This window comes from Chryseobacterium sp. RU37D (assembly GCF_900156075.1).
Lineage (GTDB): Bacteria > Bacteroidota > Bacteroidia > Flavobacteriales > Weeksellaceae > Chryseobacterium.
Genome location: NZ_FTMM01000013.1, coordinates 41279 through 64391, shown reverse-complemented (window position 1 = coordinate 64391; position 23113 = coordinate 41279). Strand labels below are relative to the sequence as shown.

Genomic DNA, 23113 nt, shown 5'->3' with positions numbered 1-23113 from the left:
TCCAATTTCTTGAAAGGTTTTTATGAAATATCTTTATTCAGTTATTATCTTGCAATGTTTACAGCTCTCGTTTCTCTGATCACTGTTACTTTTACCTGTCCGGGATATGTCAATTCATTCTGGATTTTTTCTGAAATATCGTAAGATAATTGAGAAGCTACTTCATCATTTACCTTTCCGCTTTCTACCATTACTCTCAACTCTCTACCCGCTTGGATAGCATATGCTGAAGAAACTCCATCAAAGCTTAATGCAGCAGATTCAAGATCTTTTAACCTTTGAATGTAAGATTCCAATACTTGTCTTCTTGCTCCCGGTCTGGCTCCTGAAATTGCATCCGCTACCTGAATGATCGGTGATAACAATGAAGTCATTTCTACTTCATCATGGTGGGCTCCGATTGCATTCACAACCTCTGCGTTCTCACCATATTTCTCTGCCCACTGCATTCCTAGTAAAGCGTGAGGAAGCTCAGACTCCTGCTCTGGCACTTTCCCGATGTCGTGTAAAAGACCTGCTCTTTTTGCTAGTTTTACATTTAATCCTAATTCAGCAGCCATTGTTGCAGCAATGTTTGCGACTTCTCTCGAGTGCTGTAATAAATTTTGTCCATAAGAAGAACGATATTTCATTCTACCTACGATTTTGATTAATTCTGGATGTAATCCGTGGATTCCTAAATCAATGATTGTTCTCTTACCAACCTCAATGATCTCCTCTTCGATTTGTTTTCTTGTTTTTTCAACAACTTCTTCGATCCTTGCAGGGTGAATTCTGCCGTCTGTAACCAATCTGTGAAGGGATAATCTTGCAATTTCTCTTCTTACTGGGTCAAAACATGAAAGAAGGATGGCTTCCGGCGTATCATCAACGATAATTTCCACACCTGTCACAGCTTCTAAAGCACGGATATTCCTACCTTCTCTACCAATAATTCTACCTTTAACTTCATCAGATTCGATATTGAAAACAGAAACTGAATTTTCGATTGCCTGCTCTGTTCCGATTCTCTGGATGGTCTGGATAACGATTTTTCTGGCTTCGCTTTTAGCATTAAGCTGGGCTTCTTCCATGATGCTCTGAACATGCGCCTGAGCCTTGGTTTTTGCTTCTGCTTTCATGGTTTCTACCAATTCTACTTTTGCTTCCTCTGCAGTATAGCTAGCTATTTTTTCTAAAATTTCAACTTTTTTAGCCGTTGCAACGTCTAATTCCTGCTGCTTTCTTTCTAAAACTTCAGTTTTCTTAGCATAATCTGCTATCTGTTTGTCTAAATCCTTCTCTAGCTTTCCTGTTTTGCTAAGCTCATCGTTAAGCTTATGTTCTTTATCTTTGATTCTTTTCTCTGTCTCCTGCATTTTTTTTTCACGAGCCTGAATATCTGCATCATGCTGAGATTTCAGCTCCAAAAACTTTTCTTTAGCCTGGAGGTTTTTTTCTTTCTTTATGGATTCAGCTTGTACGGTAGCTTTTTCTATAAGGTTTTCGGCATTCTTCTTTGCATCATCTATAATAAATTTTGCCTTAGTATTCAGTGAACTTCTGGAGAAAAATATTCCTATCACCGCACCTATAACTAAGCAAATAACGCCGACTATAATGGCTGTTGTCATAATCTATATTGAGTTTTAATTGTCTTATTTAAATTAAATAAAAAAAGCCCACAATAATCCAGAGATTGAGAGTAAACTCCTAATCAACACGATTTGAACTGATTTCCACTGTCTGTAATCCGGACGAACCGGCACGCCATTCAATGGATATTTGTTCGGTAATTGTTTAGCGTTGAGTTTACCTTTAATGTGTTAGAATTATTGTAGGCAGCCTTGTGGGGAAAAAATCTATTTCCCAGTTTCATTCAACGATTGATTGATTTTTGCTAATCTTTCGTTAGTAGAATGTATTGTTTTTTCATAGTTCATAGACACCACCTCAGCATTGGTCCCTAGTTTTAGGGCACACATGGCTAAAGCATCCTGTTTGTCTCTCACATCGAAATTTTGTTCAAAATCTTTAATCATATTTTCAATTTGCTTCCCTACCTTACGCAAAGTTTCTTCCTCTGCTGCCGGTACATTCAGCGGATATACCCTTCCTGCAATATTGATGGTTATTCTTCTTACCTCCATTATAATCCACTGTTTTGAAGCTGGGCAATACAGAAATCAATTTCCTTTACCAATCTGTTGATGTGATTTTTCATCAAACGATTGTGCTCCGGGTTTCCTGATATTGCGGAATAAAGTTTTATATTTTTTTGCTCTTCTGCTAATACCTGATTTTTCTTTCTTTCCTCATCATATCTCTCCTTCAGCTCTTCATGCTCAATATTCAGTTCTGAGAATTTTCCAGCAAGATTTTTATAGTTTTTTTGTAATAATAAAATCTTTTTCTCTAGTTCTGAAAAATTGTTTTCTAAATCTTGAAGCATTTCAGGTTTGTATATTCTAACTATTAGCAAAAATAACAAAATATTAATACTAACAAAAATAAAACGCTCTATATTTTGACATTTCCAATAAAAAAGGAGATACAAAACGTATCTCCTTTACATATTTAAGTTTAATTTCTTATTCAAATTTAAGAACGAAAAATATTGCTCTTGTCTGTAAGGTAGACATTGCAGCCGTCCAGTACGGTGGTGTAGTTGCATTATCCGCCACGATCTCGTTATTCATGATAAATGTACCTCTTACCGCCGGAGTCAGCTTAAATTTATTAAAGTAAAACTGTATCCCCATTTCAGCAGACCATGCAAAATTGTGCGTTGTTGACCTGAAAACCTGTTGAAGGTTATCATCTGTAGAATTTGAATTAGACTGAAGGTTTACGATATAATTCACCCCTGCTGCAACATACGGTCTAGAGTTGTACCATCTGTTTCCGTGGAACTCCAATAGTATAGGTACATCTACCAAAGTGGTTTTAATGTCTCTTACTTTGTCTTTTTCCGTCAATGGCCTCGGAATAAAAGGATCATTTGTCAAAGTACCGGCAGCATATTGGTCATTTGATTGCGTATTGAATGTCAGTTGTCTCTGACCAAATTGTAACCCTGGTTCTAATCTTACATCCAAAAAATCATTCAGTCTCCATTTTGCGATCAAACCGGCACCGAAGCTATAGCTTTCTTTAGAGGTAACAAGATTCTGATTATTATTCATCCCGTATCTAGGATTCAAAACGATACGGTAGTCTAGCCTGTTGCCACTTAAATAAAAACCCCAGCTAAATTTCTGCTCGTCAAAGTCTTCCAACTTATCCATTCTGTTTCGGGTTCTGAATTGCGCGTTTGCCAACATTGCAATACTTACTGAGGCTAAAACCAGTGCTTTTAATAAAAATTTATTCATAGGTTACTTTGTTGCTTTATAAATTGTGGCTATACCTAAACTTAGTTTTTTATATTCAACTTTTTTAAATCCTGTATCTAAAAGAATTTGTCTCATCTTTTCCCCAAAAGGAAAAGCATTTACAGAATCCGGAAGATATGTGTATGCCCTATTATCTTTAGAAACCAGCCTGCCGATGGCAGGCAAAATGTTTTTGAAGTAAAACATGTAAAATGGTCCTAAGAAACCCTCAACCTTTGAAAACTCCAGTATGTAAACACTCTTGTTACCTTTAACCACTCTTCTTAATTCTGCCAAACCTTTGGTAAGGTTCTCAAAATTCCTTACTCCAAATGCAACGGAAACAGCATCAAATCTATTGTCCTCGAAGGGTAAATTTTCTGCATCTCCTTTTTGCATGGAAATTTTGCCGTCTAATTTAAGTTTTTTTATTTTAATAACGCCAACATTTAACATTTGTTGCGATAAATCTAAACCAATTACTTTAGCATTGGTTCCTTTTTGTATTGTAATGGCAAGATCTCCTGTTCCTGTAGCCACATCCAGCACTTCCTGCGGATTGTCACTTTTCATCCATTTCACCAGAGTATTCCTCCACAAAACATCAATTTTCAGAGATAATACACGATTCAGAAGATCGTATTTCAGTGCAATATTGTCGAACATATCCTCTACCTGGCTCTTCTTCGTAGCTTCTGAGTTGTAGGGTGTAATTTTGGTAATATCTTTTGTCAAAACTTAAAACTTGTAATATTCTTTATAATAATTAAGGTAATCCTGCTTTCTGAAGATTTTTGATCTTGATTCTACTTGCTGTATATTTTTGATTATCCTATCATAATCTTCGTTTACATTATAGTAAAAATCATCAGTATACAATTTGTTGAAGTGTCTCGCTCCTCCAAAATATGTTTTGCCGTCAATCATGGTTTTATCAAGCGCCAAAAGTAATGAATCTTTTTTAAGATTGTATCCGTAAAACTGATCATTAATATAATAATCCTGATGAGCAATATTAATCAGCCCTCGAATTTTATTCACTTCAAATGCAGAATCGAAAAGTATTTTTTTATTATGGTCGAAAACTTTAATTGAATTTTTTCCTTTATTCAATTCTACCTTTACGGTTTGCCCCCCGGCGATCGTCCCTTCCGAACCATTATTTATTTTATAATAAAATATATTCGGAGTAGGATTATCCACTACATAATAATTCTTTTTGGCTAAAAAAAGGAAGTAGATCCCAAAGGCGATTATAAATGCCACAATTGCAATAAGTAAGCCTTTTACGGACGGATTGTTTTTCATAAGATTGTAAAGTACAATTTTTGCAAATTTAATAATATTTTTAATTCTCGGTTATTAATATTAATTATTAACTTTGCATTTTTAAAAAATCATTTAAACGAATGCCTAATACGATCATTATTGGTTCTGGATCTTACCTTCCCGGCAGAATTATCGGGAGAGACTATTTCTTAGGTTCAGAGTTTTATACAGAAGACGGGGTCAAGATTGATAAGCCTGCTGAAGAAACTATTGCAAAATTTGTAGAAATTACGGAAATAGAAAACAGAAGGTTTATTGAGAATGACCTTTCCAACTCACAGATCGGTTACGAAGCTGCAAAAATTGCTATTGCAGATGCAAAAATAAATCAGGAAGAATTAGACTATATTATTTACGCAAGTAATTTCGGTGAAGTTACCGTACACGGATACGCAGACTTCATGCCGACAATGGCTGCAAGAGTAAAGAATAAATTGGGCATTAAAAACAGAAAATGTGTAACTTACGATATGCTTTTCGGATGTCCGGGATGGGTGGAGGCAATGATTCTGGCTGATAATTTGATTAAAGCTAAAGTGGCAAAAACCATCTTAGTAATTGGCGCAGAAACACTAAGCAGGGTAACGGATCCGCATGACAGGAACAGAATGATCTTCGCAGACGGTGCCGGAGCAGTTGTGGTAAAAGCTACTGGCGAAGAAAACGTAGGAATTATTGCCCACAATACGATTTGTGACAACGGTATTGAGATGGATTATCTGGCAAACGGACCATCCATCAATAAAGAATCTGACCAGACCCGTTTATTTGTAAGAATGCAGGGAAGAAAAATTTACGAGTATGCTCTTAAAAACGTTCCTGCTGCCATTAAAGAGACTATTGAAGATGCAAATCTATCTATCGAAGATATCGACAAAATCCTGATCCACCAAGCCAATGCTAAGATGGATTATGCCATGATCGAAAGACTCCACAAGCTTTATGACGTTAAAGACTATGACCACTCTATCTCTCCTATGACTATTCAGAATTTTGGAAACTCTTCTGTAGCCACTATCCCTACTATGTATGATTTAATAATTAAAGGAAAAATGGACGGTCAAACGTTTAAAGAAAAGGGTAACATTGTGATGACTTCGGTAGGTGCCGGAATGAACATCAATGCTATCGTTTATAGATTTCCTTAATAGTATTTTAATTTAAAATATAAAAAAGCACAGGGAAATTATTCTTTGTGCTTTTTTTAAACTTAATTATGCAAAGAAATTTTTTAATAATCGCATCTGTATTTCTGTTATTAGAATTTTATATCTATCAGGCTATAAGAACATTAACGGATAATTTTTGGATCAGACTCGGATATTGGGTTATAACTTTAGGCGTTTACGGGCTTTTCGCATACGAAATCACACATATCCAAAAATCAGACAGAAGTACGATGAGAATGCAGATTATGATCTCGCTGTTTTTGGTATTTATTTTACCTAAAATTTTCGTTGTTTTGTTTTTATTAATTGATGATATTTTCAGAACGGGAAGATATTTAGTAGGATTTGCAAGCCCAAGAGAAAATTTTTTTCCTGAAAGAAGAAAATTCCTGAGTCTGGTAGGATTAGGCTTGGGAGGTGTACTTTCTGCTCTTTTCATCGACGGAATCACATTTGGTAAATACCGCCACAAAGTAAGAAGAGTAAGAATTAATTTTAAAAATCTTCCGAAAAGCTTCAAGGGCTACAAAATCTTACAGATTTCAGATGTTCACAGCGGAAGCTTTTCTGATCCGAGTAAATTAGAACACGCGATTAGTTTAATTAATGAACAACATCCTGATCTTGTTTTATTCACAGGAGATATGGTGAATAATGTCGCTGAAGAATTCAAACCGTTTATTCCTCTATTTTCTAAAATTAAAGCGAAAGATGGCAAATTTGCTGTACTTGGAAACCACGATTATGGTGATTACGTAACATGGGCTTCCCTTGATGCAAAAAAGAAAAATCTAGACACCCTGATCAATTACGAAAGACAAGCCGGTTTTGATATGCTCCGAAACGAACACCGAATCATTGAGAAAAATGGCGAAAAACTATACATTCTTGGCGTTGAAAACTGGGGGTTGAAGCCTTTCCCACAATTCGGGAGATTGGATGAAGCTTTAAAAGATGTGCCTAAAGACGCCACAAAGATTTTGATGAGCCACGATCCTACCCACTTCGATTACGTGGTTAAAAAACACCCAACAGATATTCATTTAACGCTTTCGGGTCATACACATGGAATGCAGTTTGGTCTGGATTTGAAAAATGTAAAATGGTCCCCGGTACAGTACAAATATCCAAAATGGGCCGATTTATACGAAAGCGAAGGAAAAATGCTGTATGTAAACCGAGGTTTCGGAGTGTTAGGATATCCGGGAAGAGTTGGTGTTTTGCCAGAAATAACGCTTTTTGAATTGGCTTAAAAATATAGGGTTCAGAATTTTTAGGTTTAAAGTCTTTACCAAAAAAACCTAATTCCTGCAACCTAAAAAATATAATCTTTCATACGGGAAGTAGCCATTTCTTTCTCGTTGATCCAAGTAAGGAGGGCATCTAATTTGTCCTCCATTTTTTTGCCTGAATTCAGGCGTCTGTATAAAGGAATATTAAATTTATATTTGCTGAAATCTGTAAACTGCCAGGAATTCAAATAAATCAGTACAAAATCATCTTTCTTCAGGGTTTCAAAAACCATACTTTCATAATAATTCATTGGCAGCATCTGGAAAACAAAGTCATTATACGGCAGCTGGCTATACGGCGAAATACTTTCCGGAACAATACTTATTCCTTCTTCTTCGATGATCTCTGTATTTCTTTTGAGACGTTTAAAAGGAAAAAGAATATTCGCATTATCGATATTAGAAACATAGTTAAATTCTAAAAATTTTAAATCCTCATGATTCAATTTCACATCTTTCTGGCGAATCCCTTTGATCTGTTTTTCTAACAATTCCTGAACAGATTTCTTGGCATTTTCAATTTCCTTACTATTTGAATTTTTATTGTAAAAAGCAATTTCATGCCCCTTGGATGAAATTGCTTTTATCAGATCATGAAGTTTTTCTGTTAAAGAAATTTCAACAAAAAAGCTCACCTTTATATCATGAATATCTAAAATTCTTAGAATTGCTTTTGTGTTATCAATGGTAATTTTCACCTTTTCATCATTGGAAATTCTCACTTCATTTTTACAATCAGCATTTACATTTATTATATTGAAAGTCAACAACACCATTTAAACTTAATTTTAGATAAATAATTAAAATAATTGATAATCAGAAGTTAAACACAAAATTAATTAAACATTAACTTTAAATTGTTAATTTTTCCTTAATTTCACTTTAAGATTTTTGATCATATCTTTTGTCATTTCAGAAATCCCAAAATCATAAGCTAATCCCCAGTCTTTTTTCGCTACAGAATCATCAATCGAAGCCGGCCAAGAATCTGCGATCTGCTGTCTGAAATCAGGTTTATAATCGATCTCAAAACCTGGAATTTCTTTCTTGATCTCTTCCGCTAATTCTTTTGGAGTGAAAGACATTCCGCCCAAATTATAAGACGAACGAACCGTAAGACTTTCTTTCGGAGCCTCCATCAATTTCAACGTTGCGTTGATGGCATCATCCATGTACAACATCGGCATTCCTGTATTTTCTGAAATGAAACTTGTGTATTTTCCTTCTTCAATAGCTTCATAGAAAATCTCAACCGCATAATCTGTCGTTCCTCCACCTGCAGGAGTTTTCCATGAAATCAAACCAGGATAGCGGATACTTCTTACATCTACTCCATGCTTATCGAAATAATATTCGCACCACTTCTCTCCTGCCATTTTTGAAATTCCATAAACCGTTGTAGGATTTAAAACCACGTCCTGTCCCACGTTATGCTTTGGAATACCCTTTCCAAATACGGCAATTGAACTTGGCCAGAAAATCTTTTGAATAAGCCCTTCCTTTGCTAATTCACAAAAATGAAGCAATGGTTCAAGATTTAATTTCCAGGCGAAAATAGGCTGCTTTTCTGAAGTACCCGACAATAATGAAGCCAAATGATAAACCGTCGTAATCTCGTAATCTTTGATCACCTGCCTTACCAATTGGGAATTGGTAACGTCCATTCTTTCATAGTGGCCTGCAGAAGTAATTCCCTTTTGCCACCTGTCGAGACCGGATGCAACCACATTATCTGCGCCATGAATTTCAACAAGCCTGTTCGTAAGTTCGGTGCCGATTTGTCCTAAAGCACCTGTAATAAGTATTCTTTCTGTGTGGGATTCCATTTTTACTTTTATTAGTTGATGAAAAGCAAAAGTAAATATTTTGTACACTATCTTAAAACAAAATTGTAAATTCGGATACAAAAATTCCAAATGAAAAAGATTATTATTTCACTAATTCTAATTTCTACCACATTATCAGCACAATACACTGACATTACTATTGTAAAGGAAGTAAAAGTAAAGAATAAAGGTGTTGTTGTTTCCGCACATCCGTTAGCCAGTGAAGCCGGAGCAAAAGTTTTGAAAATGGGAGGAAACGCCTACGATGCAATTGTTGCGACACAATATGCTTTGGCGGTAGTTTATCCTCAGGCTGGAAACATTGGCGGCGGCGGATTTTTAGTGGGTGTAAAAAATAACGGAGAAAAATTTACCATTGATTATCGTGAAACCGCTCCAAAAAAAGCCACACACGATATGTACGTGGACAAAAACGGAAAAGCCAATACAGATCTTTCCCAAAACGGAAGGCTCGCAGTGGGAGTTCCTGGAAGTGTGGCAGGATTTTTCGCAACTTTAAAACATTGCAAACTTCCTATGGATCAATTGATTCAGCCTGCGATTGATTTAGCCGAAAGAGGATTTGCCATTACCGAGCAGGAAGCGAGTTTACTGAATTCAAATAAAGAATATTTCCAAAAGCACAATCAATCTTCAACTGTTTTCGTTAAAAATATTCCGTGGAAAGCGGGTGATCTTTTAATTCAGAAAGAACTGGCGGAAACTTTAAAATTAATTCAAAAATTAGGTTTAAAAGGATTTTATGACGGAAAAACTGCCGATCTTTTGGTTTCTGAAATGAAAAAAGGAAACGGAATTATCACTTTGGAAGATCTTAAAAACTATAAAGTAGCTGAAAGAAAACCAATTGAGTTCGATTATAAAGGAAATAATGTCGTTTCTATGCCACTACCTTCCAGTGGCGGAATTTTACTGGCTCAAATGCTGAAAATGGCGGGTTATGAAAATTTAGAAAAATATCAACAGAATTCAACAAAAGCAGTTCAGATTATGGTAGAAGCCGAAAGAAGAGCTTACGCGGACAGAGCTGAATATATGGGTGATCCGGATTTCATCCAGGACAAAACTTCCTATTTAATTTCTGATGATTATCTGAAAAACAGATGGAAAAATTTCAGTTTTAATAAAGCTACACCAAGCTCGGAAGTAGGTAAAATCATTAAACAGCCTAAAGAATCTACTCAAACGACTCATATTTCCGTGATCGACAAAGATGGAAATGCAGCGGCAGTTACCACAACATTGAATGGTTTATACGGAAGCAAAGTTGTCGTTTCCGGAGCCGGATTTTTCTTAAATAATGAAATGGACGATTTCTCCATAAAGCCAGGTGTTCCGAATATGTTTGGAGCTGTCGGCGGTGAGGCAAATTCTATTCAGCCTAATAAAAGAATGCTTTCTTCGATGACTCCAACAATTGTATTGAAAAACGGAAAACCGTATATGGTTGTGGGAACTCCGGGCGGAACAACAATTCCAACTTCTGTTTACCAATCGATTGTAGATGTTGTTGATTTTAAATTGAATGCCAATATTTCTGTTAACGCTCCTAAATTCCATCATCAATGGCTTCCTGAAACAGTTGCTTTTGAAAAGAATTTTCCTGAAACAACCATTAAAGATTTAGAAAAATTAGGCTACAAAGCTGAAAAATGGAACCAGATCGGAAGAACGGAAATCATCCTGATAGATGATAACGGAAATATTCATGCGGTTGCAGATGGCCGTGGAGATGATTCTGTGGCGGTGGAGTAACAAGGTCAAATAATAAAAACTGTATTCAAAATTTCTTCAAAATTGTATTAATACATTAGCAATATGAAAATTTTAATTATAGAAGACGAGTCGGAACTATCTAAAAGTATTGCTGAATACCTATCTGAAAAAAGCTATTTATGTGAATTCGCTTTTACTTTTCATGAGGCTATGAACAAAATAGAGACGTTTGATTATGCCTGTATCATTTTAGATATTATGCTTCCTGATGGAAATGGTCTTGCTATTTTAGAAGCTTTAAGAAAAGAAAATAAACAGGATGGTGTCATTATCGTTTCTGCAAAAAACGCACTGGATGATAAAATAATGGGACTGCAAATGGGAGCCGATGATTATCTTACTAAGCCATTCCATCTTTCTGAGTTAATGGCAAGAATCTACTCTATTATCCGTAGAAAACAATTTAATAATTCAAATACAGTCACTCAAAATGAGTTACAGATAAATCTTTTAGCCAAAACGGTTTCTATTAACAATCAAGTAATTGAGCTTACCAAAAAGGAGTTTGATCTGCTTATTTACTTCATTGGAAATAGAAACAAAGTCATTTCCAAAAGTACTTTAGCAGAACATTTGTCTGGTGATTTCGCAGATATGCTCGACAATCATGATTTTGTGTATGCGCACATTAAAAATTTAAAAAAGAAGCTTTATGATGCAGGATGCAATCATTATTTAAAAACAGTTTATGGAACCGGATACAAATGGATTTCCTAATGAAAAATTAACAAAAAAATCTATTTCAAAAAATCATAACTTATATTATCTCAACATTTTATTTTGAAACCATTATTAAGCAAAGCGACAAAGCCTTTTATCATTTATGTACTTATCGTACTGATAATAAGTATTCCTATTTATTATCTGGTAGTAAATACAGTTTGGGAAAGTGAATTGGATGAGCATAATAAAACCGTTGCAGAGAAAACCGCTTATGAATTTAACTTACTAAAGCTTTCCGATGCTGAATTACATGAAAGTATAAGGCTTTGGAACCGTATTCAACCTGAAACAAACATTGAAAGTATTCCCGAAGATGTTTCGCATAAAGACTCATATTTTACGATAAAAAAGCAAAAGAATTTTGCCATAAAACACGAAATAGAAAATTACAGATGCTTAAAAAAAACTGTTTATATTAATAATAGACCATTTCTGTTTACGGTACAGACCAACATTGAAGAGTCACAGGAAACTATCTCTGTGATTGCTGTAACAACTATTTTTTTCTTTATTGTCATTGCTTCAGGTTTATTATTTATCAATCGAAAACTCTCTGTAAGTATTTGGAAACCGTTTAGAAATACATTAGAAAAACTTAAAAAATTTAATCTGAACAACCACTATCACATTGAGTTTGAAAAAACAGATACCGTCGAATTTGAAGAACTTCATGAGTCATTACAAGAACTCATAGAACACAGTGTATCTGTATATAAGGCTCAAAAAGAGTTTACCGAAAACGCTTCGCATGAGCTACAGACTCCATTAACAATCATTAAGCACAAAATAGATCTACTGCTTCAAAATGAAAGCTTAACGGAGGAACAGTATTTGATTGCAGAGGATATCAATAAAGCTTTAACACGTAGTTCGAGAATTAACAAAAATCTTCTTCTTCTTGCCAAAATAGGTAACAGTCAGTTTAATAATTCAGAGAAAATTGAGTTTGATGTTTTAGTAAGTCAAAGTCTTGAAGTGTTTGAAGAGCATTTTAATCAGAAAAATCTTACTACCCATTCATCAATTCATCCGAAAATTGAAGTTCTTGGAAATAATGGACTTTGTGAAATTCTCATCAATAATTTATTAATTAATGCAATCCGTCATACGCTTCCCAATGGTTCAATTTCCGTACTCTTAACTGAATCTTTTTTTGAAGTTTCAAATTCCGGAACAGAAAAACTTAATACAGATTCTTTATTCAAAAGATTTTCAAGGCTGTCTTCTGATAATAACGGAAGTGGTTTAGGATTAGCCATCATCAATGAAATCTGTAGATTTCAAAAGTGGGAAATCAACTATACATTTGAAAACCACCACCATATTTTCTCTATAAAGTTCTAAATTCAAAGTTTCTCCTAAATTGGGTTGCAATTTTGTGTCATCATTAACCTAAAAGACATAAAATATCATATGAAAGGTTTAGTATCAAGCATACTCATTATTATTGTATGCTTTCAGAAAGTTTACGCACAAGACAGCTTAGAAATCAACCAAACTCAAGACAGTATAGTTTCAAAATTTAACTCAGAAGATAAAACCCATCAGTTAAGTTATAAAAAACTAATTGTACCTGCAGCTTTAATCTCTTATGGAGTTGCGAGTTTGACTATAAAAGATTTGAAACAGCTTAACTTTTCCACTCAATATGAAATCAGTGAGCATAAACCGGATCACATAAGACTGGACAATTATACGCAATATGCTCCAGGAGTTTTGGTATATGGCTTAAATGCTCTTGGAGTAAAGGGAAAACATAATTTTAAAGAAAGAACTATTATTTATGGTACTTCATTAATGATTACAACTGCCTTCATCCTTCCTCTTAAACATATTATAAAAGAAGAAAGACCTGATTTTTCTAATAATTTATCTTTTCCTTCCGGTCATACTGCCATGGCTTTTGCTTCTGCTCAGTTTATGTTCCGAGAATATAAAGACACCAATTTTCTACTAGGAATTTCCGGCTATTCATTTGCAGTTTTTACGGCTGCATATAGAATGTTGAATAATAAACATTGGCTCGGGGATGTTGTCGGAGGTGCAGGTTTCGGTATCTTATCTACAGAATTAGCTTATTGGCTATATCCTAAAATCAATCATTTTTTAGGTAGTAAAAAAGAGAAAAACCAAACCATGATTATGCCTTACTACCAAAATGGGAATACCGGAATTAGTCTTGTAAAGAACTTTTAAATCATTTGTCATGACCTTAAACATCATACTTCTATTTTTAGGAACCGTAATAGCTTTTTGGATCAGTGCAATCTGTGGTGGTGGGGCAAGTCTGATTTTAATTCCTATTTTAAATTTGCTTTTGCCAAGTTCAGTCGTTCCCTTTTCATTAACGATAGGTACTTTTACCAGTTCTGTATCCAGAATTTCTGTTTTTAAAAAGCATATTAAATGGCATATTTTCTTTTGGTTTGTTCCTTTCTCGATTCCGGCCGTATTGCTAGGAGCTTATCTTATTAAATATGTCAACCCTAATTATCTTCAATTAATTGTTGCATTTTTTCTTATTGCCAATTTACCGGAACTATTTAAAACTAAAAAATTGCAGAAAGAAAATCAAAAACCATATTTTAAATTCCTCTTAGCTGTTATAGGTTTTTTTGCAGGTTTTATTTCTGGAATTACAGGTGCAATTGGTTTATTATTCAATCGATTTTATCTTAGATTCGGGCTTAAAAAGGAAGAAATCGTAGCAACAAGAGCGGCAAATGAAGTTTTTCTCCATTTAATTAAACTCATAATTTATATTTCTCTTGGCTTATATTCTTCTACATCACTATGGTTGGGACTTACAATTGCTATTGCAACGATCCTCTCGTCTTATACAGTAAAATATATTCTTCCCTATTTAAGTGAGTTTTTATTCAAGAAAATTGGTTACGGGGCAATGGTTTTGTCCGGAATTTTATTATTACTGGGAACCTCAGATAAAATAATACAGCAAGACAAGATTTCTTTATCTACAGTTCATAAAACCTCTGAATCAGAATCTATCATTTCATGGAGAAATACTGATTTCATTATAGAATTTGCTTTTGATGACGGTTTTGAAGTAGAACGACCTATTAAATCTGATGAATTGCCCAATATTCTTAAGGAAAAATATAATGGGATAAAAAATCAATACGATACCATTTATATAGAAAAAGTTTTCTCTTTTGGCCAGCAGCCTACTTATGAATTTTACTGTTATAAAAACAATCTAATGATCAAAAAATTAGAAATACAATAGGGATAAAAGCTAAAAAGGCAAATTATTACACGTAGTTAATATTTTCGGCGCGGCTTTCAGCCGCGCCGAAACTTTTCCTGACTTTTGTCATATTTAAAGGTAAATTTCATTAATTTTCGCCTTTTAAAATCAATAAACTTTTGAAAGCAAAACAACTTTACAAGCAGCTTTATTTTCAGGTAATTATAGCCATCATTGTGGGAATTCTGTTGGGAATGTTTTATCCTGAGCTGGGTGAAAAAATGAAACCTCTCGGCGACGGATTCATCAAACTGGTAAAAATGATTATCGCTCCGGTGATTTTCATTACCCTGACTTTAGGAATCGCACACATGACCGATCTTAAAAAAGTTGGAAGAATTGCCGTAAAAGCAATGATCTATTTCTTAACGTTTTCAACTTTAGCATTAGTTATCGGTTTAGTCGTAGGAAATATTCTGCAGCCAGGCCATGGTTTGAATATCGATCCTTCTACCCTCTCCGGAGACGTTTCACAATACCAGCAGAAAGCTCATGAAACCACACTTACAGGTTTTATCATGAATATTATTCCTGAAACTCTCTTCAGTCCGCTGGTTGGAGAAAACATTCTGCAAGTGCTTTTGGTTGCGATTTTAATGGGAGTTGCTTTGGTTTTAACAAAAGAAAAAAGTCAGAAAGTAACCGAATTTTTGCAGGATCTTTCCACTCCGGTATTCAAAATTGTTCACATGCTGATGAAACTGGCACCCATCGGTGCTTTCGGAGCATGGCTTTCACTATCGGAAAATACGGGCTTCATTCTGTTCTGAATCTCATCTTTTTAGTCGGAACTTTTTACATTACTTCTGCCCTTTTCGTGATTTTGGTTTTGGGAGCTGTAGCATGGTATAACGGATTCAATATTTTCAAATTATTATATTATCTGAAAGAAGAATTGCTTTTAGTTTTAGGTACAAGTTCCTCAGAATCTGCACTTCCCGGAATTATGGAAAAGATGGAAAAAGCAGGTTGTTCCAGAGCAATTGTCGGTCTTGTTGTTCCTACTGGATACTCTTTCAATCTCGATGGAACCAATATTTACATGACATTAGCCTCACTTTTTATCGCTCAGGCTTTGAACATCCATCTTCCGATTGAAAAGCAAATTATGCTGCTTTTGGTAGCGATGTTAAGTTCCAAAGGTGCTGCAGGGGTTACAGGAGCCGGTTTTGTGACATTGGCTGCGACTTTGGCAGTCGTTCCCGAAATTCCCATCGCCGGAATGACCCTGATTTTAGGAATCGATAAATTTATGAGTGAGTGCCGTGCCCTTACAAATGTTATCGGAAATTCTGTAGCAACAGTTGTTGTCGCAAACTGGGAAAGACAGTTGGATAAAGACCAGCTCAATTATTGTTTAAATCATCCGAATAAAGTTGAGAAAAAACTGGAAGTTTAATTTTGGGAAATTTTTAATTATATCAAATTGTATATATAATTTTTTAAAGAAGCTATCTCCCGCTCTCCGCACTCGTTATTTTTATATTTTTTGGCGCGGCAGCTTCGCTGCCGCGCCAAAAAATATAAAAATGAGCTCAGACAAATGCTGCGATCAGGGCTAGGGTTATAGTAATCCCTTATTGAATAACAATTACTACATAAAGTTTTTGTCATTTCGTAGAAATCTCGACAAAGACATTAAACAAATTGCTACAAAATGAGTCTGGATTCTTATGGAATGACAAAAGTGTATATTTATTTGCTTATGGAATCCCTTTTCTCCTCCAGAAATATTTTATTCTCATTACCTAAACCAAAATATTCAGGCTCGAAGGCTGCACTTTGATATGAATTGGAGATTTTAGTTTATTGAATTCCCCGTCCAGATGCCAGTTTTTTGTATTTACTTTAAATTCGATTTCAGAAACAGGAAGATAAGTAACGTAGCCATCATCTTTCAGTCTTTTTGTAAACATTCGGAATGCGAAAAGTGGAGAATAGGTCAGCGGAAACTTTTTCACTAAAACCATATCAACCAGGCCGTCACTTTTACTTGCCTGTGGCGCAATGTAAGCGTTATTTCCAAATTGACGAGTGTTCGCAATATTGACCATTAAATATTTTCCGTTGTACTGCTGATATTTTTCATTAAAAAACTTAACCTTAATAGGTTTATAATTGAAAAATGTTTTCAGAGAAACTTTAATATAATTTTTAAATCCACGATCTGTTTTTTCAAATTCTTTTACCACTTTCCCATCGAAACCAGTTCCGGAAACATTAATAGAAAGTTTGTCATTCACCGTAAAAGTATCTATTTTTCTTGAGTTTTTTAGCCTGATTTTCTCTAGTAGCTCATCTAGATTTTTACTGAATTTAGTTTCATTAGAAAAACCATTTCCTGAACCGGCCGGAAAGATAGCCAGGATTTTATCTGTATTAATAAGATTTGAAGCAATGGTTGAAATAGTTCCGTCACCTCCTATTGCTACAAAAATATCTACATCATTAAAATGCTTTTGAATAAATTTGTCCGTTCCCAAAATCGATTCTGAAATATAATACAAAGGATTTTGCACTTTAGTTTTCAGCTCATTAAGAAACGACTGATAATTTTTTTTGGCCGAAAAAGGATTGATGATAAAAGCTACTCTTTCCATTATTACAAAAATAAAAAATGCTTCCAAACCGGAAGCATTAATATTATTTAATTTTCATTCTTTCTTTAAACGCTGGGGTAAGATCCGCTTTCAATTCCTCCAAAGGTACCGGAACCACAACATCTCCCATTGGGTAACCCGGCATAAAAACATCCAGGTTATAATGGAAATAAAGGTTCTTATCATCAAAGTAAAAATTGTTATTCGGAGAAATTTTCTTCATCGTAAGATCAGCAAACTTTATTTTTTTCTCATTTTTATCAAAATTCTTTTCAAGAAGCTGAGATAATTTTTCTTTTGATGCCGTAGTGATATCGCTTAACTGTACTTTTGTATTATTCTTAATATCAAACACCCTGTCCTGATATTCTAACGTACTTTGCGTTTTTCCGATAAGCACTTTTGTAGAATACTGGATGTGCAGGTAATCATTTACAAAAGACTTTTCCGTCATTTTAGAAATGCGTTCCCAAGTCTGTTTGTAATGAGTATCGGCTTTTTTCTGGTTGTTTTTTACAGAACCAAAATAAGCATCCGTTTCTTTTCCGAAGACATCCGTCAATCCTTTTTTGGAGAAATCGGCTAATCCTTTTTTGTCAAAATAAATACTGTCTAACAGTTTTTTATCTTTCAGACTTGGAAAGATCAACAATTTTGATGAATAATTCATCGTAACAGAATCGAAGATTTTTTCTGAATCATTAAGAGAAATTGAATCAATAGGAAAACCTTCCATCTTCCCTTCTTGCGTTTTCTGTTCTAAATTTTCTTTTTTACTGCATGAAAGAGTCATAAGCAATAAACCCGATAATAATGTAGCTTTAGTGTATTTTTTCATTTGTGAAAGTATATTCTGTAGTATTCGTGAACAAATATTATTCCATTAAAACAATAAATAACATTCTGGTTATCAATAAAAAAAGTACTCAAAAATTACTTTCTCCATATCATCAATTTAAATTAAAACTATTATCAATTTACATATTTTTATATTTCTATTTTTAACTTAAATCAACCTTTAGCGAAAACGTTAAAAAAATGAAAAATTTTCACTTAATTAATTTTCATTCTTTTCTGAAATTCAGGGTTTAATTTTCCTTTCAACTCTTCCCAGGAAATCGGGATCACAATATCTCCGATTACATAAGGTGCTACTTCTTCCTGACTGTAATGAAAATAAAGGTTCTTATCATCAAAGTAGAAATTATTCAACAAAAGCTTATTTTTTGTATCATATAATTCGTCAAAGACCATCAACGGTTTATTATTTCCGTCATTTCCTTTGCTTATCGTCTTTGATTTCTCTTTTAATAATTTTTCGATCTCATCACTAGGCATAGAAGTAATGTCAGAAAGCTCTACTTTTTTATCATTTTGTAGGTCAAAAACTTTATCTGTATAAACGTAATTGCTGTGTGCCCCACCCCAGAAAGACTCAGAACGGTATTGAATGTACATATAATTATTCTGATTGGATTTCACTTTCATTCCAAAGTCCTGCATCCAACTTTCATTATTATTAAGATAATTTTCATCATCCTTATAAAGATCTTTTAGCTTTGCATAATAATTATTTTTCTCGGTCTGTAATGCTTTTTCAAGTCCGTTTTTTGAAAAATCTTTATTTCCTTTATATTTAAAATAAATGCTGTCCAAAACTTTTTTACCCTCGAGCTCAGGAAAGAGACGTAATGATGATTTATAATTAAGCTTAACTGTTTTGAAAAGCTGCGTAGAATCTTCTACAACCAAAGAATCAATTTTGATGCTAGATTGAGATACTTCAGGTGAATTTCTTAAGGCATCATTTTTTTTACACGAAAAGAAAAAAAGAAGCATAGAAAATGCTCCAGTGGATGCGATTTTTTTCATTTTTTGTTGTTTTTGCTTTAGCAACAAAATATATACCACAAGTCACTATTATTTGATATTCATCCTCTTTTGAAAGTCAGAATTCAACTTTCCTTTCAATTCTTCCCAAGAAATAGGAATCGTAATATCCCCAGCCGCAAAAGCCGTAATTTCATATGGGCTGTAATGAAAGTAGAGATTTTTTTCGTCAAAATAAAAATTCTCTGTTACCGGAATTTTATCTACCAAAAGCATATCAGAGTTGTTTACTTTTCCGTTTTTATCGGTTGCACCGCCGCCCATTTTATTGATGTTTTTCATTAATAATTTTTCAATATCATTTTTAGGCATCAAAGTAATATCTTTAAGCTCAACCTTTTTATTGTTTTTAAGGTCAAAAACCCTTTCTGAAAACCCATAATTGTTATGGGCTCCCCCTTCATAAGAACCCCATCCGTACTGTATATGGAGATAATCATTAAGATTTGATTTTACTTCCATTCCTTTATTAGAATACCATTCCTGAGCGTAAGTCATGTCTGCGAGCCAGTCTTTTGAATCTTTTTTTACGGTATTGAAATATTCATTTTTATTCTTTTCAAGTAAAGCCTGAATCCCTTTCTTTGAAAAATCCTGAATTTTTTTATCTCCAAAATAAATACTGTCAAGCAATTTCTTATCTTTGATTGTAGGAAAAACCAGCATTTTTGAAGTAAACCTTAATTTTAATGAGTCGGTAAGTTTTATAGAGTCATTCATCTTTACAGAATCAACTGTAAATTTTGCGGGCTCCGAAATCTCGATTTTTTGATTATCTATGCTATTATTTTCAGGCTTTTTACATGCTGAAAAAGTCAGTAACGAGGAAAACGCGGCAGCGGCAATTGTATTTTTCATAAATATGATTTTCCTTTTTATATGCAAAAACCATTCAAAAATGAATGGTTTTGTAAATTATTTGAAATTTATAATCAAATCGTACTCCTATAATGATTTTTTTACAAGGCTGATCACCTAGTTTTCATGCTTTGTCGCCACACCTCAAATCTGTTTAAAGGCAGGACGGATAATCCGGACTTGAGATTGTAGTAGAAATCACTTCCAGCTTATTCGCTTTCTGCTCTATATTTCCTTTTTCGGTAGGAACCATTAAAATGTCATGATTTCCACCATTTTCAGAAGATCCTTATCAAAAGAAACCGGCGAAGTGCTTGAATTTATCACCGAAAATAGCACGAAATTTTCGCCTCATCCAGCAGGGTTTTCATATAATTAGTCAATCCTTAGCAGTCTGCATATCCTTTTTTATGAACCTCATCGTGAAGCATCGGTGGCCACTCACTAATACCTAGTGCTACAAAAATATATCTTGTTTTTGACTGCATATGCTGGTATAGTTTTTTGATTTTTTCTTCTGTCGTTCCTTGTAAATTTAAAGCTGCAACTTCCACCTTGATCGCAGATGTGGAAAACAAAACTGGCTGTAGAATACTGTTCTAATACCATAAATCACTCCAATTGCTCATGCTTCCCTGCTTTCATTCAAGATGAAATTTTGTCAAGGCAAAACTCACTTTTGGTAAAATTTTTACAGGATAAGGCAATAAAACAGCATCATCGATAGCGGGAACATTTTATATGCATATATTTTTTTCCGACATTGTCAGCTTCTGTGACGGATAGTTGTATTTTGAAGGATAAATTTTTGTTTTAAGTTCAATTCCTTATTTGTTGATGATTTTCATCTGGAAGTTCTCAAGGGAGGCATTGGCTAATGTAAACGGAACAAAATCCTGAAGGAAACCATATTTTAATCATTTTTTTGTATTTAAACAAAAAAAAAATTAAAATTTAATTATATATTTTTTAACACTTTTTGATATTTTAAAATAAAAAAGACTCCATTTCTGAAATCTTTTAATTATAATTTAAACAATTAATTATGCGTCAATTTTAGCATATTTTGCATTTTTCTCGATAAATTCTCTTCTCGGCGGAACCTCATCGCCCATCAGCATTGAGAAAACACTATCTGCCTCTACAGCATTGTCAATTGTTACCTGCTTTAGAATTCTGTGTTCGGGATTCAGTGTTGTTTCCCAAAGTTGCTCAGGATTCATCTCCCCAAGACCTTTGTATCGCTGAATTTCAACACCTTTTCCATCCGGAGACATTTCTAAGGTAAATTCTTCACGTTCTTTTTCGTTGTAGGCATATTGCTTTTTATTTCCTTTTTTCAATAGATATAAAGGTGGTTGAGCAATATAGATATATCCATTCTCAATTAATTCCTTCATATATCTGAAGAAGAAGGTTAAGATCAAGGTTGAGATGTGAGATCCATCGATATCGGCATCGGTCATGATTACGATTTTGTGATATCTTAATTTAGACATATTCAATGCCTTGCTGTCTTCTTCCGTACCTACAGAAACCCCAAGAGCTGTATAGATATTTTTAATCTCCTCGTTATCATATACTTTATGAAGCATAGATTTTTCAACATTCAGGATTTTACCCCTTAAAGGAAGAATAGCCTGAAAAAATCTGTCACGTCCCTGTTTTGCAGTCCCCCCCGCGGAATCTCCCTCTACCAGGAAGATTTCAGATTCAGCAGGATCTTTTGATGAACAATCGGAAAGTTTTCCCGGAAGTCCTGAGCCTCCCATCGGAGATTTTCTCTGAACCATTTCACGGGCCTTTTTAGCAGCTTGTCTGGCTTTTGCAGCCAATACAACCTTTTGAACAATAATTTTCGCTTCGTTTGGATTTTCTTCCAGGAAATTGGTAAGCATTTCCCCTACAATTTTATCTACAGCACCTGAAACTTCGGAATTTCCTAATTTCGTTTTTGTCTGCCCTTCAAACTGAGGTTCCATTACTTTTACAGAAACCACAGCCGTAAGCCCTTCACGAAAGTCATCCCCTGTGATTTCCACTTTTTCTTTTTGAGGAATCCCCAAATCATCTGCATATTTCTTCAAAGTTCTCGTTAAAGCACGTCTGAAACCAGCCAAGTGAGTACCTCCTTCATGAGTATTGATATTATTTACATAAGAGTGAAGATTTTCGTTGAATGATGTATTGTAACGCATCGCTACCTCAACAGGAATATCGTCTCTTTCACCTTCCATGAAAATTACATTTTCCATGATAGACTCACGGTTTCCGTCGATAAATGCAACGAATTCCTTTAGTCCGCCTTCAGAGTGAAAAACTTCAGATCTGAAAGATCCGTCTTCTAATTTTTCTCTTTCATCCGTAAGGGTAATCGTGATGCCTTTATTAAGGTAAGAAAGCTCTCTTAAACGAGTTGCCAATGTGTCGTAGTTGTAAACTAATTCCGTAAAAATAGTATCATCCGGCTGGAAAAACTGCTTGGTTCCTCTGTGATCGCTTTCTCCGATCTCTTCAACATCGGTCTGCGCTTTTCCCCTTGAATATATCTGTTGGTAGATTTTCCCATCTCTGTAAACGGTAGTGACCATTTCGTTGGAAAGTGCGTTTACACACGATACCCCAACTCCGTGAAGACCTCCGGAAACTTTATAAGAATCTTTATCAAATTTACCTCCGGCTCCAATTTTAGTCATTACAACCTCAAGAGCGGACTTTTGTTCTTTTTCGTGGAAGTCAACCGGAATACCTCGACCATTATCCATAACCTCGATTCCGTTTCCTTCTTTAATAGCAACGAAGATCGTGTCGCAGTACCCTGCCAATGCCTCGTCAATAGAGTTATCTACTACTTCATAAACCAAATGATGGAGACCTCTTACTCCCACATCACCAATGTACATTGAAGGACGCATACGCACGTGTTCCATTCCTTCCAATGCCTGAATACTACTAGCTGTATATTGTTTCTGACTCATATCAAATATTAAAAATCTTGCTGTATGCAA

The 23113-nt window shown here is 34.5% G+C and carries 21 protein-coding genes and 1 pseudogene; 8 read left to right on the top strand and 14 right to left on the bottom strand.

The window, feature by feature from the left end:
- Positions 1-44: 44 nt before the first annotated feature.
- From rny to BW926_RS08270, 6 genes are all read right to left on the bottom strand, one after another.
- Positions 45-1613: a ribonuclease Y gene (gene rny, locus BW926_RS08295; RefSeq protein WP_076446085.1), complete on the bottom strand. Its 1569-nt coding sequence runs from the start codon at positions 1611-1613 to the stop codon at positions 45-47.
- Positions 1614-1841: 228 nt separating this feature from the next.
- Positions 1842-2129: a cell division protein ZapA gene (locus tag BW926_RS08290; RefSeq protein ID WP_076446083.1), complete on the bottom strand. Its 288-nt coding sequence runs from the start codon at positions 2127-2129 to the stop codon at positions 1842-1844.
- Positions 2129-2431, bottom strand: coding sequence for a hypothetical protein (locus BW926_RS08285; protein WP_076446081.1), 303 nt, complete (start codon positions 2429-2431; stop codon positions 2129-2131). Before BW926_RS08285 ends, BW926_RS08290 begins: the two co-directional genes overlap by 1 nt.
- Positions 2432-2570: 139 nt before the next feature.
- Positions 2571-3353: a type IX secretion/gliding motility protein PorT/SprT gene (locus BW926_RS08280; RefSeq protein WP_076446079.1), complete on the bottom strand. Its 783-nt coding sequence runs from the start codon at positions 3351-3353 to the stop codon at positions 2571-2573.
- Between the two features lie 3 nt (positions 3354-3356).
- Positions 3357-4088: a bifunctional demethylmenaquinone methyltransferase/2-methoxy-6-polyprenyl-1,4-benzoquinol methylase UbiE gene (gene ubiE / locus BW926_RS08275; protein WP_076446077.1), complete on the bottom strand. Its 732-nt coding sequence runs from the start codon at positions 4086-4088 to the stop codon at positions 3357-3359.
- A 3-nt stretch (positions 4089-4091) separates the two neighbouring features.
- Positions 4092-4661, bottom strand: coding sequence for a hypothetical protein (locus BW926_RS08270; protein WP_076446075.1), 570 nt, complete (start codon positions 4659-4661; stop codon positions 4092-4094).
- Between the two features lie 101 nt (positions 4662-4762).
- Here BW926_RS08270 and BW926_RS08265 point away from each other — a divergent pair, with 101 nt between their 5' ends.
- Positions 4763-5830: a 3-oxoacyl-ACP synthase III family protein gene (locus BW926_RS08265; RefSeq protein WP_076446073.1), complete on the top strand. Its 1068-nt coding sequence runs from the start codon at positions 4763-4765 to the stop codon at positions 5828-5830.
- 68 nt (positions 5831-5898) lie between these two features.
- Entirely contained in the window at positions 5899-7104 is a 1206-nt protein-coding gene (locus BW926_RS08260; RefSeq protein WP_076446071.1) for a metallophosphoesterase, read from the top strand.
- A 62-nt stretch (positions 7105-7166) separates the two neighbouring features.
- Here the strand turns inward: BW926_RS08260 and BW926_RS08255 are convergent, their stop codons facing one another.
- Positions 7167-7919, bottom strand: a complete 753-nt coding sequence (locus tag BW926_RS08255) for a polysaccharide deacetylase family protein (RefSeq protein WP_076446069.1) — start codon at positions 7917-7919, stop codon at positions 7167-7169.
- A gap of 84 nt (positions 7920-8003) precedes the next feature.
- Positions 8004-8969, bottom strand: coding sequence for an NAD-dependent epimerase/dehydratase family protein (locus tag BW926_RS08250; RefSeq protein WP_076446067.1), 966 nt, complete (start codon positions 8967-8969; stop codon positions 8004-8006).
- A gap of 90 nt (positions 8970-9059) precedes the next feature.
- On the opposite strand from BW926_RS08250, the gene ggt reads away from it, so the two are divergent.
- The 6 genes and pseudogenes from ggt to dctA all read left to right on the top strand — a co-directional run bounded on the left by ggt (position 9060) and on the right by dctA (position 16156).
- Entirely contained in the window at positions 9060-10745 is a 1686-nt protein-coding gene (ggt, locus tag BW926_RS08245) for a gamma-glutamyltransferase (RefSeq protein WP_076446065.1), read from the top strand.
- 63 nt (positions 10746-10808) lie between these two features.
- Positions 10809-11483: a response regulator transcription factor gene (locus BW926_RS08240; protein ID WP_076446063.1), complete on the top strand. Its 675-nt coding sequence runs from the start codon at positions 10809-10811 to the stop codon at positions 11481-11483.
- A gap of 63 nt (positions 11484-11546) precedes the next feature.
- On the top strand, positions 11547-12833 hold the full coding sequence (locus BW926_RS08235; RefSeq protein WP_076446061.1) for a sensor histidine kinase: 1287 nt from the start codon (positions 11547-11549) through the stop codon (positions 12831-12833).
- Between the two features lie 69 nt (positions 12834-12902).
- A complete protein-coding gene (locus BW926_RS08230) occupies positions 12903-13685 on the top strand; it encodes a phosphatase PAP2 family protein (protein WP_076446059.1) in 783 nt (260 codons plus the stop codon).
- Between the two features lie 10 nt (positions 13686-13695).
- Entirely contained in the window at positions 13696-14736 is a 1041-nt protein-coding gene (locus BW926_RS08225) for a sulfite exporter TauE/SafE family protein (RefSeq protein ID WP_076446057.1), read from the top strand.
- A gap of 215 nt (positions 14737-14951) precedes the next feature.
- A pseudogene (gene dctA, locus BW926_RS14740) lies at positions 14952-16156 on the top strand (C4-dicarboxylate transporter DctA).
- A gap of 349 nt (positions 16157-16505) precedes the next feature.
- Here the strand turns inward: dctA and BW926_RS08215 are convergent.
- The 6 genes from BW926_RS08215 to gyrB all read right to left on the bottom strand — a co-directional run bounded on the left by BW926_RS08215 (position 16506) and on the right by gyrB (position 23083).
- Positions 16506-17357, bottom strand: a complete 852-nt coding sequence (locus tag BW926_RS08215; protein WP_076446055.1) for a diacylglycerol/lipid kinase family protein — start codon at positions 17355-17357, stop codon at positions 16506-16508.
- 43 nt (positions 17358-17400) lie between these two features.
- Positions 17401-18195, bottom strand: a complete 795-nt coding sequence (locus BW926_RS08210; protein ID WP_083672285.1) for an RsiV family protein — start codon at positions 18193-18195, stop codon at positions 17401-17403.
- Positions 18196-18410: 215 nt separating this feature from the next.
- A complete protein-coding gene (locus BW926_RS08205; RefSeq protein WP_076446053.1) occupies positions 18411-19229 on the bottom strand; it encodes an RsiV family protein in 819 nt (272 codons plus the stop codon).
- A 48-nt stretch (positions 19230-19277) separates the two neighbouring features.
- Complete coding sequence (locus BW926_RS08200) at positions 19278-20105, bottom strand: RsiV family protein (protein WP_076446051.1); 828 nt, start codon at positions 20103-20105, stop codon at positions 19278-19280.
- Positions 20106-20491: 386 nt separating this feature from the next.
- On the bottom strand, positions 20492-20683 hold the full coding sequence (locus BW926_RS14210; protein WP_143756523.1) for a hypothetical protein: 192 nt from the start codon (positions 20681-20683) through the stop codon (positions 20492-20494).
- 465 nt (positions 20684-21148) lie between these two features.
- Positions 21149-23083, bottom strand: coding sequence for a DNA topoisomerase (ATP-hydrolyzing) subunit B (gyrB, locus tag BW926_RS08195; protein WP_076446049.1), 1935 nt, complete (start codon positions 23081-23083; stop codon positions 21149-21151).
- Positions 23084-23113: the final 30 nt, after the last annotated feature.